12 protein-coding genes and 2 pseudogenes are annotated in these 16,038 nt (G+C 54.2%); 8 read left to right on the top strand and 6 right to left on the bottom strand.

Going from position 1 to position 16,038, the window contains the following annotated elements; translation table 11 throughout:
- Positions 1 to 83: 83 nt before the first annotated feature.
- Both ACP7B0_RS22000 and rep read right to left on the bottom strand, forming a co-directional pair.
- Positions 84 to 650, bottom strand: coding sequence for a xanthine phosphoribosyltransferase (locus tag ACP7B0_RS22000; RefSeq protein WP_426143800.1), 567 nt, complete (start codon positions 648 to 650; stop codon positions 84 to 86).
- 43 nt (positions 651 to 693) lie between these two features.
- Positions 694 to 2,703: a DNA helicase Rep gene (rep, locus tag ACP7B0_RS22005; protein WP_426143802.1), complete on the bottom strand. Its 2,010-nt coding sequence runs from the start codon at positions 2,701 to 2,703 to the stop codon at positions 694 to 696.
- Positions 2,704 to 3,026: 323 nt separating this feature from the next.
- Here rep and ACP7B0_RS22010 point away from each other — a divergent pair, with 323 nt between their 5' ends.
- Positions 3,027 to 4,589 carry a putative bifunctional diguanylate cyclase/phosphodiesterase gene (locus ACP7B0_RS22010; RefSeq protein WP_426143913.1) on the top strand — a complete coding sequence of 521 codons (1,563 nt, stop codon included), beginning with the start codon at positions 3,027 to 3,029 and terminating at the stop codon, positions 4,587 to 4,589.
- A gap of 39 nt (positions 4,590 to 4,628) precedes the next feature.
- Here ACP7B0_RS22010 and ACP7B0_RS22015 read toward each other — a convergent pair whose 3' ends face one another.
- Entirely contained in the window at positions 4,629 to 6,008 is a 1,380-nt protein-coding gene (locus ACP7B0_RS22015; protein WP_426143803.1) for a NorM family multidrug efflux MATE transporter, read from the bottom strand.
- 156 nt (positions 6,009 to 6,164) lie between these two features.
- Here ACP7B0_RS22015 and ACP7B0_RS22020 point away from each other — a divergent pair, with 156 nt between their 5' ends.
- The 3 genes and pseudogenes from ACP7B0_RS22020 to ACP7B0_RS22030 all read left to right on the top strand — a co-directional run bounded on the left by ACP7B0_RS22020 (position 6,165) and on the right by ACP7B0_RS22030 (position 9,256).
- Positions 6,165 to 7,085, top strand: a complete 921-nt coding sequence (locus tag ACP7B0_RS22020) for a LysR substrate-binding domain-containing protein (protein WP_426143805.1) — start codon at positions 6,165 to 6,167, stop codon at positions 7,083 to 7,085.
- Between the two features lie 194 nt (positions 7,086 to 7,279).
- Positions 7,280 to 8,401 (top strand): annotated as a pseudogene (locus ACP7B0_RS22025) (Cache 3/Cache 2 fusion domain-containing protein); the annotation flags it as partial.
- Positions 8,402 to 8,533: 132 nt separating this feature from the next.
- Positions 8,534 to 9,256 carry a methyl-accepting chemotaxis protein gene (locus ACP7B0_RS22030; protein ID WP_426143914.1) on the top strand — a complete coding sequence of 241 codons (723 nt, stop codon included), beginning with the start codon at positions 8,534 to 8,536 and terminating at the stop codon, positions 9,254 to 9,256.
- 94 nt (positions 9,257 to 9,350) lie between these two features.
- Here the strand turns inward: ACP7B0_RS22030 and ACP7B0_RS22035 are convergent, their stop codons facing one another.
- Both ACP7B0_RS22035 and ACP7B0_RS22040 read right to left on the bottom strand, forming a co-directional pair.
- A complete protein-coding gene (locus tag ACP7B0_RS22035; RefSeq protein ID WP_426143806.1) occupies positions 9,351 to 10,001 on the bottom strand; it encodes a LysE family translocator in 651 nt (216 codons plus the stop codon).
- A gap of 71 nt (positions 10,002 to 10,072) precedes the next feature.
- Positions 10,073 to 10,660, bottom strand: a pseudogene (locus ACP7B0_RS22040) (ATP-binding protein); the annotation flags it as partial.
- A gap of 366 nt (positions 10,661 to 11,026) precedes the next feature.
- Here ACP7B0_RS22040 and ACP7B0_RS22045 point away from each other — a divergent pair.
- Genes ACP7B0_RS22045 through ACP7B0_RS22060 form a run of 4 tightly spaced genes read left to right on the top strand, consistent with a single transcriptional unit; the run spans position 11,027 to position 15,698 of the window.
- Positions 11,027 to 11,854, top strand: coding sequence for a tyrosine-type recombinase/integrase (locus tag ACP7B0_RS22045; RefSeq protein ID WP_426143807.1), 828 nt, complete (start codon positions 11,027 to 11,029; stop codon positions 11,852 to 11,854).
- The gene (locus ACP7B0_RS22050; protein ID WP_426143808.1) at positions 11,841 to 13,460 is read left to right on the top strand and encodes a tyrosine-type recombinase/integrase; all 1,620 of its coding nucleotides are present in this window, start codon (positions 11,841 to 11,843) and stop codon (positions 13,458 to 13,460) included. The genes ACP7B0_RS22045 and ACP7B0_RS22050 overlap by 14 nt, the downstream gene beginning before the upstream one ends.
- Positions 13,457 to 15,301 (top strand): hypothetical protein, encoded by a 1,845-nt coding sequence (locus ACP7B0_RS22055; protein WP_426143809.1) that lies wholly within the window; start codon positions 13,457 to 13,459, stop codon positions 15,299 to 15,301. Before ACP7B0_RS22050 ends, ACP7B0_RS22055 begins: the two co-directional genes overlap by 4 nt.
- Positions 15,294 to 15,698, top strand: a complete 405-nt coding sequence (locus ACP7B0_RS22060) for a TetR/AcrR family transcriptional regulator (protein WP_426143810.1) — start codon at positions 15,294 to 15,296, stop codon at positions 15,696 to 15,698. Before ACP7B0_RS22055 ends, ACP7B0_RS22060 begins: the two co-directional genes overlap by 8 nt.
- Before the next feature lie 13 nt (positions 15,699 to 15,711).
- On the opposite strand, the gene ACP7B0_RS22065 is transcribed toward ACP7B0_RS22060, so the two are convergent.
- The gene (locus tag ACP7B0_RS22065; RefSeq protein WP_426143811.1) at positions 15,712 to 15,978 is read right to left on the bottom strand and encodes a helix-turn-helix domain-containing protein; all 267 of its coding nucleotides are present in this window, start codon (positions 15,976 to 15,978) and stop codon (positions 15,712 to 15,714) included.
- Positions 15,979 to 16,038: the final 60 nt, after the last annotated feature.

Genomic DNA, 16,038 nt, shown 5'->3' on the forward strand with positions numbered 1-16,038 from the left:
CTCAACGACCAGACGAATAGCTTCGGCTTTTTCTTCGGCAGTAACGACCCGAAATCCCATGATGCTTCCTTAGGTTGATACTCCTACATCATGGTCCATAAATATTGAGCCACAACAACCCGCGCCAGCGATTCGACGCGATAGCCTTGGGCGTCCAGTTCGGCGCGGCCGCCCTGGAACGACTTCTCGATGACGATGCCCAACCCGGCCACGGTAGCGCCGGCTTGCTTGATGATCGAGATCAGCGCCTGGGATGCCTTACCGTTGGCCAGGAAGTCATCAATGATCAGCACGTTGTCGCTGCTGTTCAGGTGCCGGGGCGAGATGGCGACGGTGCTTTCGGTCTGCTTGGTGAACGAATAAACCGTGGCCGACAGCAGGTTTTCCGTCAGCGTCAGGGATTGGTGTTTGCGGGCGAAGATCACCGGCACGCCGAGCTTCAAGCCGGTCATGATCGCCGGGGCGATGCCCGAAGCCTCAATGGTGACGATCTTGGTGATACCTGAACCCGCGAAGAGGCTGGCGAATTCATCTCCAATCAACTGCATCAGGGCAGGATCGATCTGATGATTGAGAAACGCATCGACCTTCAGCACCTGATCGGACAATACGATGCCTTCTTCGCGAATTTTCTGGTGCAGTGCTTCCACGTCGTTTCCTCGGCTGCGCTAGATTGCGCAAAAAATGATCAAATTATCGTTTGAGCATGGCACGGATATCCGCCAATGCCGTATTGCCGCGCACGGCCTTCACTTCGGGCGGGGTGTCATCGTTGCCTTCCCAGGCCAGATCGTCCGGAGGCAGCTCGTCCAGGAAACGGCTCGGGGAGCAGTCGATGATCTCGCCATATTGCTTGCGCTTGGCGGCAAAGGTGAATGCCAGTGTCTGCCGCGCCCGGGTAATGCCCACGTAGGCCAGGCGGCGTTCTTCTTCAATGGTGTCGGCTTCGATGCTGGAACGGTGCGGGAGGATTTCTTCCTCCATGCCCATGATGAAGACGTAAGGGAATTCCAGGCCCTTGGAGGCGTGCAGGGTCATCATTTGCACGCCTTCGGCGCCATCTTCCTCTTCCTGCTGGCGTTCAAGCATGTCGCGCAGCACCAGTTTGCCGATGGCCTCCTCGATGGTCATGCCGCCTTCTTCGTCCTTTTCGAGGGTGTTTTTCAACGCCTCGATCAGAAACCAGACGTTGCCCATGCGGTAGTCGGCCGCCTTGTCGCTGGAGCTGTTCTGCCGCAGCCAGTTCTCGTAATCAATGTCCATGACCATGCTGCGCAGCGCGGCAATGGGATCGTCCTGGGCGCACTGCTGGCGCACGCGATCCATCCAGCGCTTGAAGCGCTGCAAACGGTCGGTGTAACGGCTGTCCAGGTGTTCACCCAGGCCGATTTCGTCGGTGGCGTTGTACATGGAAATCTTGCGCTCGGTGGCGTAGTTGCCGAGCTTTTCCAGGGTCGTGGAACCGATTTCACGGCGCGGTACGTTGATCACCCGCAGGAAGGCGTTGTCATCGTCCGGGTTTACCAGCAGACGGAAGTAGGCCATCAGGTCTTTCACTTCCTGACGTCCGAAAAAGCTGTTGCCACCTGACAGACGATACGGAATCTGATGGTGCTGCAGCTTCAGCTCGATCAGTTTGGCCTGGTAGTTACCGCGATAGAGGATCGCAAAATCGCTGTAGGGCCGGTCGGTGCGCAAATGCAGGCTGAGAATTTCCACGGCCACGCGCTCGGCTTCGGCGTCTTCGTTGCGGCAGCGGATCACGCGGATTTCATCGCCGTGACCCATTTCACTCCACAGTTGCTTTTCGAAAGCATGTGGATTGTTGGAAATCAGCACGTTGGCGCAGCGCAGGATGCGGCTGGTGGAGCGGTAGTTCTGCTCCAGCATGACGACTTTCAGGGACGGGTAATCGTCCTTGAGCAGCATCAGGTTTTCCGGCCGTGCGCCGCGCCAGGCGTAAATCGACTGGTCGTCGTCGCCCACCACGGTGAACTGGTTGCGCATGCCGATCAGTAGCTTGACCAGTAAATACTGGCTGGCGTTGGTGTCCTGATATTCATCGACGAGCAGATAGCGGACCTTGTTCTGCCACTTTTCCAGAATGTCGGCGTGCTCCTGAAACAGCTTCACCGGCAACAGGATCAGGTCGTCGAAGTCCACCGCGTTGTACGCCTTGAGCGTGCGCTGATAGTGGGTGTAGACGATGGCGGCGGTCTGTTCCTTGGGATTGCGGGCGTTGGCCAGCGCCTCGGGCGGCAGGATCAGGTCGTTTTTCCACGAGCCGATCATGTTCTTGATTTCGTCGACCCCGTCTTCGCCCGAATACTCTTTCTGCATGATGTCGGTCATCAAGGCTTTGACGTCTGTCTCGTCAAAGATCGAAAAGCCCGGTTTGTAGCCTAGCCGCGTGTGCTCCTTGCGGATCACGTTAAGGCCCAGGTTGTGGAAGGTAGAGACGGTCAAGCCGCGGCCTTCGCCGGCGCGCAGCAGGGTGCCGACCCGCTCTTTCATCTCCCGCGCGGCCTTGTTGGTGAACGTCATGGCAACAATGTACTGAGCACGAATGCCGCAGTTCTGGATCAAGTGGGCGATTTTGCGCGTGATCACGCTGGTTTTGCCGGAGCCCGCGCCGGCGAGCACCAAAAGCGGGCCGCCGACGTAGTTCACGGCTTCTTGTTGCCGAGGATTGAGTCGGGACATATCGGGGAGAGGGTCACAAGCGAAATGGGCGGGCATTTTAACAGGCTGGGACGTTTGTGCAGCCACCGTCCGCCCCTGTACTTGCACTTAATAGCGCTGCGCTATCTAATTCCAGAAGTTTTGTTACATTTGCGCACCAAAGCGCTATAGGCGCGCCGGTTTGGCCCCATGTTTTTGGGCTTTTGCGTTGTACTCATCGAGTCTAGGGAGCTAGCTTGTCTACGCTTGTCCAACCCGTGCGATTGTTGTTGCTGGCTAAGGATGCTGAATGGCAGGCGTTATTGCGCATCTGTCTGGCACCTTTGTCTGGCGGTACTGAACTGATGTGTGCCACTGACTGGCTCGACATCGACGAGGGTTTCGCGACCCAGAGCAACACCGTATTGCTGACCACGCCTGAGCTACAGCCCGCGCCAGGCCGCTGCAGCTTGCCGGTGATCATGCTGCTCGAACAGGAACCGTTGGTCGGACCGGTTGGCGCTGCCGACTGGCTGGTTCGCAGTGCATTGACCGCCGACACTCTGCGCCGCTGCCTGCGTCATGTTCGCGAACGCGGCTTGCTGGAAGACACCCTGCAGCGTCTGGCCGAACAGGACACCTTGACAGGCATCGCCAATCGCCAGGGTTTTCAGACGCTGCTGGCCGCGCGCTTGCTGGAAAACGAGGGCCGGGGCCTGGCGCTGGGGCACCTTGATCTGGACAATTTTCGACGCGCCAACGATGCCCTTGGCCATCAGGCCGGTGACCGCTTGATCCTTCAGGTCGTAGCTCGCCTCAAAAGCCAGCTGGAGGTCGGGGATCAAGTGGCGCGCCTGGGCAGCGATGAGTTCGCATTGTTGATCGACACGCGACGTGCGCCGCGCCGGGCCGAATGGATGGCCGAGCGCATCACCGAAGCCATGGCCGAGCCGTACTGGGTCGATGGCGAAAGCCTGTTGATCGGCTGCAGTCTCGGTATCGCCCACTCCCGCGCCCTGGCCGGTGCCGACCCGCTGATGTGGCACGCACACATCGCCATGCGGCAAGCCAAAGCGACGCAAGGCTGCACCTTCCATGTCTTCAACGAGCGGATCAATCGCAATGCCCGCAGCCTTGCGGACCTGGAAAGCGAGCTGCGCCGGGCGCTGCGTCGTGACGAACTGGAACTGCACTATCAACCCAGACTTTGCCTGACCAGCGGGCGTATCGTCGGTCTGGAAGCGCTGGTGCGCTGGCGTCACCGGGAGCGCGGCCTGCTGCCCCCCTGCGAGTTCGTGCCGCTGGCGGAGCAAAGTGGCCTGATCGTCCCGCTGGGCTACTGGGTGATTTCCCGGGCGCTGCGCGACATGCAGGCCCTGCGCGAACTCGGTATGCCGCCGCTGCACATGGCGATCAACCTCTCGTTCCGGCAGTTTCAGGACAATCAACTGTTGGCGACGCTGAGCCGGCTGATTGCTGACCGGGGTGTCGATGCCCAATGGCTGGAATTCGAGCTGACCGAGACGGCGGTCATGCGGCGCAGCGATCTGGTCAAGCACACCATGGATGCGCTGGGAAAACTCGGCGTGCGCTTCTCCCTGGATGATTTCGGCACAGGCTTCTCGTCCTTCGTCCACCTGAACAGCCTGCCCATTGCGCTGCTCAAGATCGACAAGAGCTTTGTGGGCGAAATGGAACAGCGCGAAGAAAACCGCAAACTGGTCCACGCCATGATCAACCTGGCCCATAACCTGAGCCTGGAAGTGGTGGCCGAAGGCGTCGAAACCGTTGAACAACTGGCTTTACTGCGCAGTTTTGGCTGCGATCAGGTGCAGGGCTACCTCATCAGCCATCCACTGCCGATGCCCGAACTGCTGGAGTTCATGACCTTCGATCAGAGTGTTTCGAAGGCGTTGAGCGGCGTTTGATCGGCAAAGCCGACTGCATTTCGCTGGAGCGCATTGCAATCAAGCCATCACCGTTGCTCTCGCCTCACGCCGCAACAGGCGTGAAGTTTTCCTCTCGAACGCGTAGGTCAACGCCAGCGCCGAACACAGCAGGCCGATAGCAAGGCCCCACCACACGCCGACGGCGCCCTGATTCATGTAGAAACCCAGAATCCACGCAGCAGGCGCGGCCACCAGCCAGTAACTCGCCAGCCCGATGAGGAAGGTGGTCTTGGCATCCTTGAATCCGCGAATGGCCCCCATGGCGATGGTTTGAGTGCCATCAAGGATTTCGAACCAGGCGGCAACCGCCAGCAGTTTTACGGCCAGGTCGACAATCTCGGCAAACGCCGGGTCATTGATGTCCAGGAACAGACCGATGATCAGGTGCGGCGCCAGCCAGAACAGCACGCCGAACGCCAGCATCACGCCGCCGCCAAAGACGATGCCCGCACGCCCGGCCGTTCGCGCCAGCAAGAGATTGCCTGCGCCGTAGTGCTGGCCGATGCGCATGGTCACGGCGTAGGAAATGCCCACCGGGATCATGAACGCCATGGACACTGTTTGCAGGGCGATCTGGTGCGCGGCCATCTGCGTGCTGCCCATGGCGCCCATGCAGAATGCAGCAAACGTGAACAACCCGACCTCCACCGCATACGTGCCGCCAATAGGCAGGCCCAGGCGCCACAACTCTTTGAGGTGACTGCGCGACAGGTCCCAGAACCCCTGGCGGATCGGGTACGCGGCGTAGGCCGGGTGCTGGCGAATGTGCAGCGCCAGGATCAGCGCCATGGCATTGGTGACGATGGCCGTGACCAGCCCGATCCCCATCAGCCCCAGTTGAGGCAGCCCGAACAGGCCGTGAATAAAGGCGTAGTTGAGCGCGAAGTTGGCCGCCGCGCCGCCCATGCTGATGGCCATCACCGGCCCGGCGCGACCCAGCGCACTGGTGAAGCCGCGCAGTGCCATGAATGTCAGCAGCCCCGGCAATGCCAACGGCAGGGTGATCAGAAATTGACCGGCCATGTGCACATTGGCTTCCGTCTGGCCGAACTGCCGCAGAATCGGCTCCAGGTTCCACAGGATCAACATGGCGATCAGCGCCATGCCCCAGGCCAGCCAGATACCGGCCTGAACCAGTTGCGCCGCGCCTTTGTTGTCACCGGCACCATGACGAATGGCCACGAGGGTGCCCACCGCCGCCATGACGCCGACGCAGAAAAACGAGATGAAGTTGTAAGTGGCAGCCCCTAGACCACCGCCCGCCAGCGCTTCGGGACCAATCTGGCCCATCATCACGGTGTCGGTGAACACCATCAGCATGTGCGCCATCTGGGAAGCAATCAGCGGCCCGGCCAGGCGCAGGATGATCCAGAGTTCTTTGATGGCGGGAGCGTGCATAGCGATGGTGCTCGAATTCGGAGGTATTGATGAGGGAGCCATTCTCGGCATTTACAGGAGGATGCACAAAGGGATAAATACGATCATTTTCATGAGTAATACTCATACTGGTTCATTTGCTGCGGGATCACCCCCGTCACCGTTGGAAGGATCTGAATGGCACGTAGTCTCGCTCCCTTGTATGCGCTTCGTGCATTCGAAGCGGCCGCACGTCACAGCTCATTCACACGCGCTGCTGAAGAGTTATCCATCACCCAAAGCGCGGTTAGCCGACACATTCGTACGCTGGAAGATCATTTCGCCTGCCGATTGTTTCAACGTAAAGGTCGCCATTTGCAGCTCACCGAAGCGGCGCGCACCCTGCTGCCCGGCGTGCGTGACGGTTTTTCATCCCTGGAACGAGCCTGCAGCACGCTGCTGAGCGACGACGGCATGTTGCGCATGAAGGCCCCGCCGACCTTGACCATGCGCTGGTTACTGGCGCGGCTCAGTCGTTTTCGTCATTTACAGGTGGGCAACGAGGTGCAACTGACCAGCGCCTGGATGGAGATCGACGCCGTGGACTTCAGCCAGGAACCCTTCGATTGCGCGGTCCTGCTCAGTCGCGGGCATTTCCCGGCGGACTGGGAGGCCGTCTACCTGTTCCCGGAACTCCTGGTGCCGGTGGGCGCCCCCAGCCTGCTCCAAGAGCCGCCTTGGGATGTGCAGCGCCTCGCCAGCGCGGAGCTGCTGCACCCAACTCCGGACAGGCGCGATTGGCGCAGCTGGCTGGAACGCACAGGGCTGTCAGCACAGGTATCGCTCAAAGGCGGCCAGGTCTTCGACACCCTGGAACTTGGCATGATTGCTGCTGCGCGTGGCTATGGCGTGTCCATGGGCGATTTGCTGATGGTTGCCGAGGACGTCGCGCAGGGTCGTTTGAGTCTGCCGTGGCGCACGGCGGTTTACAGCGGCGAGGATTATTACCTGGTGTGGCCCCGCACGCGGCCCGGAGCAGAGCGTCTGCGCAGGCTGGGGGATTTTCTGCAAAGCGAGGTCCAGGCCATGGCGTTGCCGGATGTGGAAATCCTGCGGTAACTCATCACCCGCGATGAGATCCGCAATCGTTTGCGAAAAACCACAAAACAGACTCAAGTATGGAACTTTCGGGCCGATGCTTTCGCGTAGGTCTTTTAGTACGAAAGTGTATGAACCGACCTAAAACCTAAATCGACAATTTACCGAGCAGTCATTCGAGATCTCAAGATCCCACTGCTCGGTCAGGAGCCCCCATGTCAAAGCCTCGTGCCCGAATTGCATCGCAACTCGGTATTGCCCTGGCCGTCATTCTGGCGGTAGTGATCACCTGCAGTACTGTCTTCGCGCTGCGTTCGCTGGACGCTGCAAACCTGGTCATTCGCGAAGAACATATGGCCAGTGAGGCACGACTGCTGGCTGACCAGCTCACCACGTTCCACAGCACCCTGCGCGACAGCACCCAGCGCTTGAGCGGCTTGTTCGAAAAACGCTTCGCCGGTGGACTCACGGTACAGGCCGACAAACCCGTCACGGTCGCGGGCGTGCAGACGCCGGGGCTGTATCAGGGGACCAGTGTCATCAACAACGACTTCACTGAGGTCGACAACTTCAAGCAGCTTACCGCCGGGGTCGCGACGGTATTCGTGCGCAGCGGCGAGGAGTTTATCCGGGTCAGCACCTCCCTCAGCAAACAGGACGGCACCCGCGCGATCGGCACCCAGCTGGACCATAAACATCCCGCGTATGAACGTTTGCTGGCGGGCCAGAGCTATGTGGGCAAGGCGGTATTGTTTGACCACAACTACATGACTCAGTACACCCCGGTGCGGGACACCAGCGGCAAGGTCATTGCCGTGCTGTTTGTCGGGTTCGACTACACCGACGCGCAAAACGCCCAGTTTGAAAACCTGAAGAAATTCCGTATCGGCACGACCGGTTCTCTGGCCCTGCTGGACGATCAAGGTCGCTGGCTGGTACCGCCCGCAGGCGCGAAAGCCCCGGAACAATCGGGCAAAATCGCCGCTGAGTTCATCAAGCACCCAGGCAAGGGGCAGTTCTGGAATGACACCGAGCAAGACTTCTACAGCGTGGCCCAACCGTTCAAGGATGGACCATGGACGGTCATTGCCAGCATGCCAGAGGCTGAGATCAGCGCAGTGACCTGGAAGGTCGGCACCCAGTTGGCGATTGGCAGCCTGCTGGCCATGCTGATCGCGGTGGGCTCGGCTATCTGGCTGTTGCGCAGCAAACTCCAGCCTTTGTCCGATCTGGTCCGTCAGGCGCAAGCCCTGGGTGCCGGGGACTTGAGCGTTCGCCTGAACGTCTCCAGCCATGACGAAATCGGCCAGTTGGCCGCCAGCTTCAACACGATGGGCGAGGCCTTGTCGAACATGGTTTCCCACATCCGTACCGCTGCCGAACAAGTCAGCAGCCGCGCCCATGAGTTGTCGGGGCTTTCCGGCGGGGCGTATGAGGGCATGGAACAGCAATCGGGGGAAATCACCAGCATGGCGGGAGCGGTCGAAGAATTCAGCGCCACTTCCCTGAATATCGCCGACAACATGGGCAACACCGAGCGCCTGGCTCAGGAAAACGCCCAGCAGACACGCATCGGTCGCGCTTCGATGCAGGAGGCGTCCTCGTCCCTTGAGCAGATCGCGTCTTCGCTGAGCAGCACCGCGAAGGTCATCGACACACTGGGGCAGCGCTCTCAGGAAATCGGCAGCATCGTCGGTGTGATTACGTCGATTGCCGATCAGACCAACCTGCTGGCCCTCAACGCGGCTATCGAAGCCGCTCGCGCCGGTGAACAAGGCCGAGGTTTTGCGGTAGTGGCCGACGAGGTACGCAGCCTGGCGTCGCGCACGCGCAAGGCCACCGACGAGATTTCCGGCATGATCGCCAGCATCCAGCAGGAAACCGGCAACGCCATCAGCACCATGCAACAGGGCAATACGCTGATGCAGGAAGGCCTGTCACGCAACGCCAAGGTGGCAGCCGCCCTGGCCCAGATTGACGAGCAAAGCCGTTCTGCCGGTGACCAGTTTGCCGCCATCACCACCGCCACCCAGGAACAAAGCAGCACAGCGACGTTGCTGAGCAGCAACCTGCAAAGCATCGCCATGGCCAACAGTGAGCAGCGCGAAGTGGTTTCGCACCTGGCGATTACCGCTCAGGAGCTGAACGCACTCGCTGCAGAATTGCGCACCGAGGTTGACCGCTTCCGCTGAAGCGAGTTGTGCGTGCGGCGGCACTGACGCCGCGCGTACAGCGAGGAGCCTGTGTAGGTTACCGATGACGGGCGTCTTGCCGGGGAGCTACCGCTCAATGCTCGAACGGGACTGAGCCGCCGATAAACTCGGCGTACCCGGTGACCACGACATACACCGCAAAGTAGGCAAAGATCAGCGCCGAAAAGATGTAGGTGTATTTCATCAACCGCTCGCCGATCAGCCGACCGCCCTGGTACGCGACCGCGCACAGCGAAATCGACCACAGCACGCCAGCGGCCAGAAAGCCTGACAGGAACAGCCCCGCGCTGGCCATGTCGTTGCCCTGACGGGCAATAATGGCGCCGCCCACCGCCGCAAACCACAAGATGGCACTGGGGGAAGACATCGCCAGCATGATGCCCCGGGAAAACAACGCCAGGTTAGTCGCGCCCCATTGCTGTGCACTGGACTGGATCGAACCCTCGACCTTGAACGCGCTGAGCAGCATTTTCACGCTCAGGTAGCACAGCACCAGCGACCCGCCGATCCACAATACCCAGCGCACCGCCTCGAACTGCAGCAACACAGCCATGCCGGTCATTGCCAGCACCGCATAGACCAGATCACCCACGCAGGTACCGAGGCCCAGCCACAGCCCTTGAGTGAAGCCGCGCTGCATGGCGATATTGATCATCGCCATGTTGGCCAGGCCAATTTCCAGGCACAGCGACAAGCTGAGCAGGAAGCCGTTGTTGAACTCCATCGACATGTCCCTTGCTGCGTGAGGTGCGGCCATGAAAGCAGCGGGCACCGGGAAACCATTGGAAAAATTGCTCAACCGCTTGCAGGCCGATACTGCAAAGCTTCTGCCACATGGCTGCGGTTGATGGCCTCGACCTGCTCCAGATCGGCCAGGGTGCGCGCCACTTTAAGCAGACGATGCGCCGCTCGCAAGGACAGCGTGAGCCGTTCGCAGGCGGTTTCCAGCCAGGCTTCATCCACCGCCGACAGCGCACAGTGTCGGCGCAGGCCCGGCAGGTCCAGAAATGCGTTGGCGCAACCCTGCCGGCGCGTTTGACGCTCCCTGGCCTGGGCGACCCATCGGGCGGCGCTGGCCGTATCGTCGCCTTGCTGCGGCGCGGGGCTGAGGGAGGTGGCTTCTCGGGCCACGGTCAGGTGCAGGTCGATCCGGTCCAGCAACGGACCGGACAATTTGTTGCGATAACGCTGGATCTGATCGGTAGAACAGCGGCAACGCCCGGTCGGCTCCCCCAGATAACCGCAGGGGCAGGGATTCATCGCGGCAACCAACTGAAATCGCGCCGGAAAGCGCACCCGATCCCGCGCCCTTGAAATCACGATATGGCCCGATTCCAGAGGCTCGCGCAGCACCTCAAGGACACGTCGATCGAATTCCGGCATTAGACTGATGGGCTACAGTGTGGACCCTTGCAGCAGGAGTATCCGATGACGTTGATACCAGCGAAAACCATTACCCACGCCTCAGGGCACCGTATGAAATTTCCTGACAACAACCAAGAAGACCTATGTGCTTATATTAACAAGTACAGCGCGTGCATCCCGATATTACTTACTAGCGACGGTTTGTTAATTCGAGAGTCGCATAACTACTTATACGAGAAACATTTACTCTCTAAAGGCATGTCGTCCTTCAAAACCATGAAAACATATTCCGAATGTCTTAATCACTGGTTTGAATATTGTAGCTCCCTAGGAATAGATTGGAGGGAATCCTCCTTCCGTAGCGTAATCGCATACCGAAATTCTATGAAGTCATCATCAGGCCAAGTCAAAAAAAGCCTAAAATCCACCACTATTAACTTAAGAACGACAGTGGTGGTTGACTTTTTGAAGTACTACCTAAGCTCCAGCGCAGAAGGTGATGAGCTTCATTCACAAAAGCGTATTAACTCATCTGAGCTGACTAGGACTCGCATATCTATAAGAGGCAAGTATTCGCGCCCTACAGCAATTTCAGCTGAGTCCTGCAGAAAGCTAAGTGCAAAACTTAATAGTGCGCATCGCCTAATATTTATCTGGGCTATATCAACCGGGTTGAGAGTTAGTAGCATATTATCCCTGAAGACGGAAGTTTTTCATTCCTCAATAGAAGAAGGCGGCGGAGGGTTTATTGAGGTGTTGTCTAAAGGGGGAAAATATCTGAAGGTGTTTTTAACCGAATATGTCATTAGTGAGACTAGGAAATACATCGCTTTAGAACGCAGGCTTCTCGAGCTTCGCAGCAAGTCTTCTTCAAACTCAACAAGTCCGATGCTTTTCATAAATAAACATGGAGCGGCAGTGAACTATGAGTGCTACTACGCGGCTTACAAGAGAGCTTGTAAGACTCTAGGTATAAAATCACACCCCCATCAGACAAGAACTACCTTCGCTAGTTTTATGGAGAAGTCACTGAGGGAATATGGAAAAGAAAATGGACTCGATCACATAAAAATTATACAAGGCCTGCTTGGGCATGCAAGTGCCCAGACAACGATGATGTATTTAGAAAGTCTGAGCGTTTACAATGTGGAAGTATTGAAACTGCTGGAAGTGAATTCTCGAAATTTAGGAGATGAACTTGCCTTACATTGAAAAGACTTTTTACGATGAGAATAGAAAAAACCATGTGACTTATCGATTGCGCACTATTACTTTAGGCAGGGAAATTGCTAATGACATAATGGAAGCATTCAGTGATGTCACTGGGCATTATAATACCCGGAGTCGAGATCAAGCTTGGCGATCAGTAAAAAAATTTGTCAGCTATTTGTATGTTAGCGGGTTTTCTGAGTCTAGCGAAGAAGTAGACGTAGTAAGCGGCTTTGCGGAATATTTGAACAGCACTGGGCAACTCAAAAAAACCAATGGTACTCACTATAATATTATACGCCGCCTAGTAGAACATATTGCGGCGGAAAGCTCATTGCCGGTTTGGCACAATCAAGGGTTAAGATTTAAGAGTTTTCATAGGGAAATCGATTGTCCTAGGCATAATGCTATAAGCGTCGAAGTTCTAAAAAAAATTTCTTCGGCGTGTAAAAAGAGCATTCAAGAAGTGAAGCAGAAGTTCTCCCTTAGAAAGTTAGTTCTAGACGATGTACCGTACACGCAGAATTTATATTCGGAACGAGATCTTAAAAACCTCAAAAAACTAATTGAGCTTGAAAAGCAAGCTATTTGGACACAAAAGCAAATGGCGAGTAATGGATACGCAACATTGGGCGGGTGCGGACTGAGGAATATACTCGCATGCAAAGAATTAACGATGCCCAGCGTTCTACCGATTTATTTATTGATAATGGTTCAAACAGCAGCAAATCCACTATCGCTGATGGAAATAAATTTAGAATGTATAACGCACAATCCTTTAGATCCAAATTCGGCAATGCTGATTTGGGAAAAGCATAGAGCTTCCAAAACGCAAAAAATAAGTCTTATGCGAGAAGGTAATTACTCCGTTCCAAATCTGGTTCAGCTCGTTATTGACATGACCGCTCCCATACGACATCTGGCGTCTGCAGCAGACAAAGATTTACTATTTTTAACTAGAACGGGCGATAAGGCAAAGCGCCTCAGCGTTCAAAGTCTTCATAACGCTCTAAAAGCTTTTAGACAAGAGCATGGAATAAATCACTTCACATTTGCCGACATACGACGAGCAGTTGCTGAGCTAGTATATAAACAGACAGGATCTGTACAGGAGGTTTCCAAGCTTTTACAGCATCGAAATGAAGTCAGCACCAACCCATATCTACGAAGCCAAACTGCAGCGCAACACACATACGAAAAACTAGCTAAATTTCAAGGTCAAATGCTTGAACTGGCTAACCGAAGTAACGACTCAGTCTTCAATACAGCTCTGGGTTTTAATTGTTCAGCGCCACTTGAAGGCACTGTTTTCGGGTCGAAAAAAGGCGAACCATGCCTAGAGTTTCTATCATGTGCAACGTGCAAAAACGCAGTGGTACCCGTAGATGATCCCATTGCTATAGCTAGAATAATTCGCGCTCAGGAGCATTTGGAGAGGTTGGCTGGCGAATCTATGTTAGATCATGAAGCGAGAGAACGCTTTGAGAAGGTGTATCGCCCCATTCTAAACATAATAAAAAGTGAGATAATGCGCAGTGTACCTAATTCGACCTACAAAGTTGCAGTTAAATTAAGAGGCACCATTCCAGACCTACCGGCTATGACATGAAAAAAACAAACTTGTATAAAGAGGCAACAAAATCTGAAATAAATCCTTTGAGCTCATTAGGTATTATCTACACTGATGAAACTTGGGTTTTAACCCCACACGGCTCCGACTTAGCAGACAAACAAGTTAAAATAGAGTGGAGAAAAGGGCGGGAAAAAAGCCCTCTTAGTTCTCACTATATAGATCTTTTGAAAAAGTTTGCTACCGGAATGCTACTTGGTGTGAGGGGTGATTTTTCACCTCGCACCATTAAGCCGAAAGTTCTTTTTTTGCGCAGATTATTCTCGGCTCTTCAGGTCAATGGGTATGAAAGGATTGGGCTAGTCACCACCTCTGTAATCGTCAAGATCATAGGTGACGAAGCAAGAAAGGGTAGAGGGGTCACTAAGGATACGTTTGAGTGGTGGGTGACTACGATAAATCAGTTTTATCGATTGAAAATCTTCATAAATGATTGCTTCATAGGGCAGCCAATTTCAAGAAAAGATATTACAAGGATATCTATTTCACTTCGAGAGCCTGGTTATTGGGAGGCACCCACGGAGCCTGCTTGTATTTTCTTGCTTAAAAAATCTATGGATTTTATGAAAAACCACTCAGAGCAAATTCTGAGATTTTATGAGAAATACATTTCCGTAGTCAATAATGGGATTGCAAATGGACGATGCTCATCCAAACAACTATCTAAATATATAGAGTCAAACCTTTCTCATGAAGATTTCGCAAATGTATTTAAGGGCATTGATGGCTGCGAAAAGTGGAGCGCTGATGCAATCTCCATAGGAAAACTCACTAAGTACCTATCAACTGCGTGCTTCATAACAATCACCTTTACTTGCGGACAGCGTGTGAGTGAGGTTAGGCGAGCAAGTTCTACCAGTGTAGTATCCCGAATTCATGACAGTGGATTCGAGCATTTCTACTACAATGCTCCTCGTTCAAAACGTCGGTATTCTGCGGAGGATAGACGAAGTGATGGGACTGGTCATAGCAATTTTCCATGGATACTTTCCCCTGCTGCTGTAGAGGCTTTCAATATCCTCATAAAGCTATCTAAGCCAGCTCGAGAAAAAGGCGGCATGGATAATCTTTGGCTAACTTCCTGCGGAAATTCCCTGTGGCCTTTCTTTCCAAAGAAAGCTTTTAGTGTGCTAAGTCCATCTCAAATAAATATTAGAATTAATAATTTCGCCAGCTTCATAGATTTAGAGGCTAATACGGGATGGAAGGGACGGCTTCACTCGCACATGGGCCGTAAGCACCTAGCTCGTTTTGTAGCTAAAAGGGATCGTTCAGCGTTAGGTGATTTAGCACAACAGTATTCTCACCTATCGGCCGATAGCATTGATATGAGCTATGCCAAGCCCGATTCGGAGTTTCAGAGAATGCTGACCGAGGAGCTTAGCAGTGAAATGGCTAAAGTAGGACACGCACTACTGGAAGCATCTGAAAGTGGAGTGTACTCAACGCCTGGAAATGATCGAGTTGGGAAGTTCGTGGGGGAGTTACGAAAAGCTCGGGATATAAAACTCTTATTTTCAAGCGGCACTCTTATGATTCCCTGCCAATGGGGAGTCTGCTTATATATGCAACAAACTAGCGCTTGCGAGGGAACTAAAACAAAACCTGACATAGTAAAGAGGAGCCCGTTAGTATGTTCAAAATGCACAAACTTTGTAGCTACCTCCCGGAATTTGTTGTGGTGGTTAGAATTCAAAACTGACTGTAATAAAGTTTTAAGCCAAAGTAATCTGCCTGTCCAAACAAAACTTCTGCTTGAAAAAAGACTCGCCGCGGCCGAGACGGTAATAGAAAAAATCAAGGATTACGATCATGAATGATACACGCCAGCAGCTGAAGGATCTAGTTTTAAGGCTAAAAAACGCAAATGGCAAATCTGTTACTGTATCTGCTCTTGCGGAGGCCGCTGGCGTCAGTCGCTCTACTATTTATAAATATTATCCGGATGTGCTAACCCTTCTGAGAGGCCAACATCAAACCTCTACCGAGGTAGACAGCGCTAGAGACATGAATAAAATTGATCTAATTAGGAGGCAATTATCAAAAAATAAAGAGTTAGTGGCCTACCTGTCAAATATCTGCTCTAACCAACTTATAGAAATCTATGAGCTTGAAGAGACACTTGATCAAGTTCAAAAAGCCAGTAATGCACGCTTGGCTTATCTAGAAAGCAAAATTGCTAAGCTGGAAAGCAAAAAATTAAGGATTGTAAAATAGAGCCAATTAGACATCAGGGCGTGATCTCATATCTAATTTGCTCGAATAATTCGTCCAAAGTTAAGTTAGGGGTTGCCAGCAATGCAGCCCTTATGACCAAGGATGCCGGTTTGACATTTAGGCAGTTTGCAAAACCCTCGAGTCTATTCATCGTGATTGACTTTTTACCACGTTCTACATCACTTACGAAACTCTGGCTTGCTCCGATTGCCTCTTGAGATAAACCCTTTTGAGTTCGGCTCTGCCTGATTGCAAGACCAATTGCTTCATCAAGCGTCATTTTAACCTCGGTAAAAGGTGAAAATGAAGCCTGCTAGAGGTGGAAAACGCTATGCTCTAT

This window comes from Pseudomonas sp. DWP3-1-2, assembly GCF_049896285.1.
In the GTDB taxonomy this organism is placed as follows: Bacteria; Pseudomonadota; Gammaproteobacteria; order Pseudomonadales; family Pseudomonadaceae; genus Aquipseudomonas.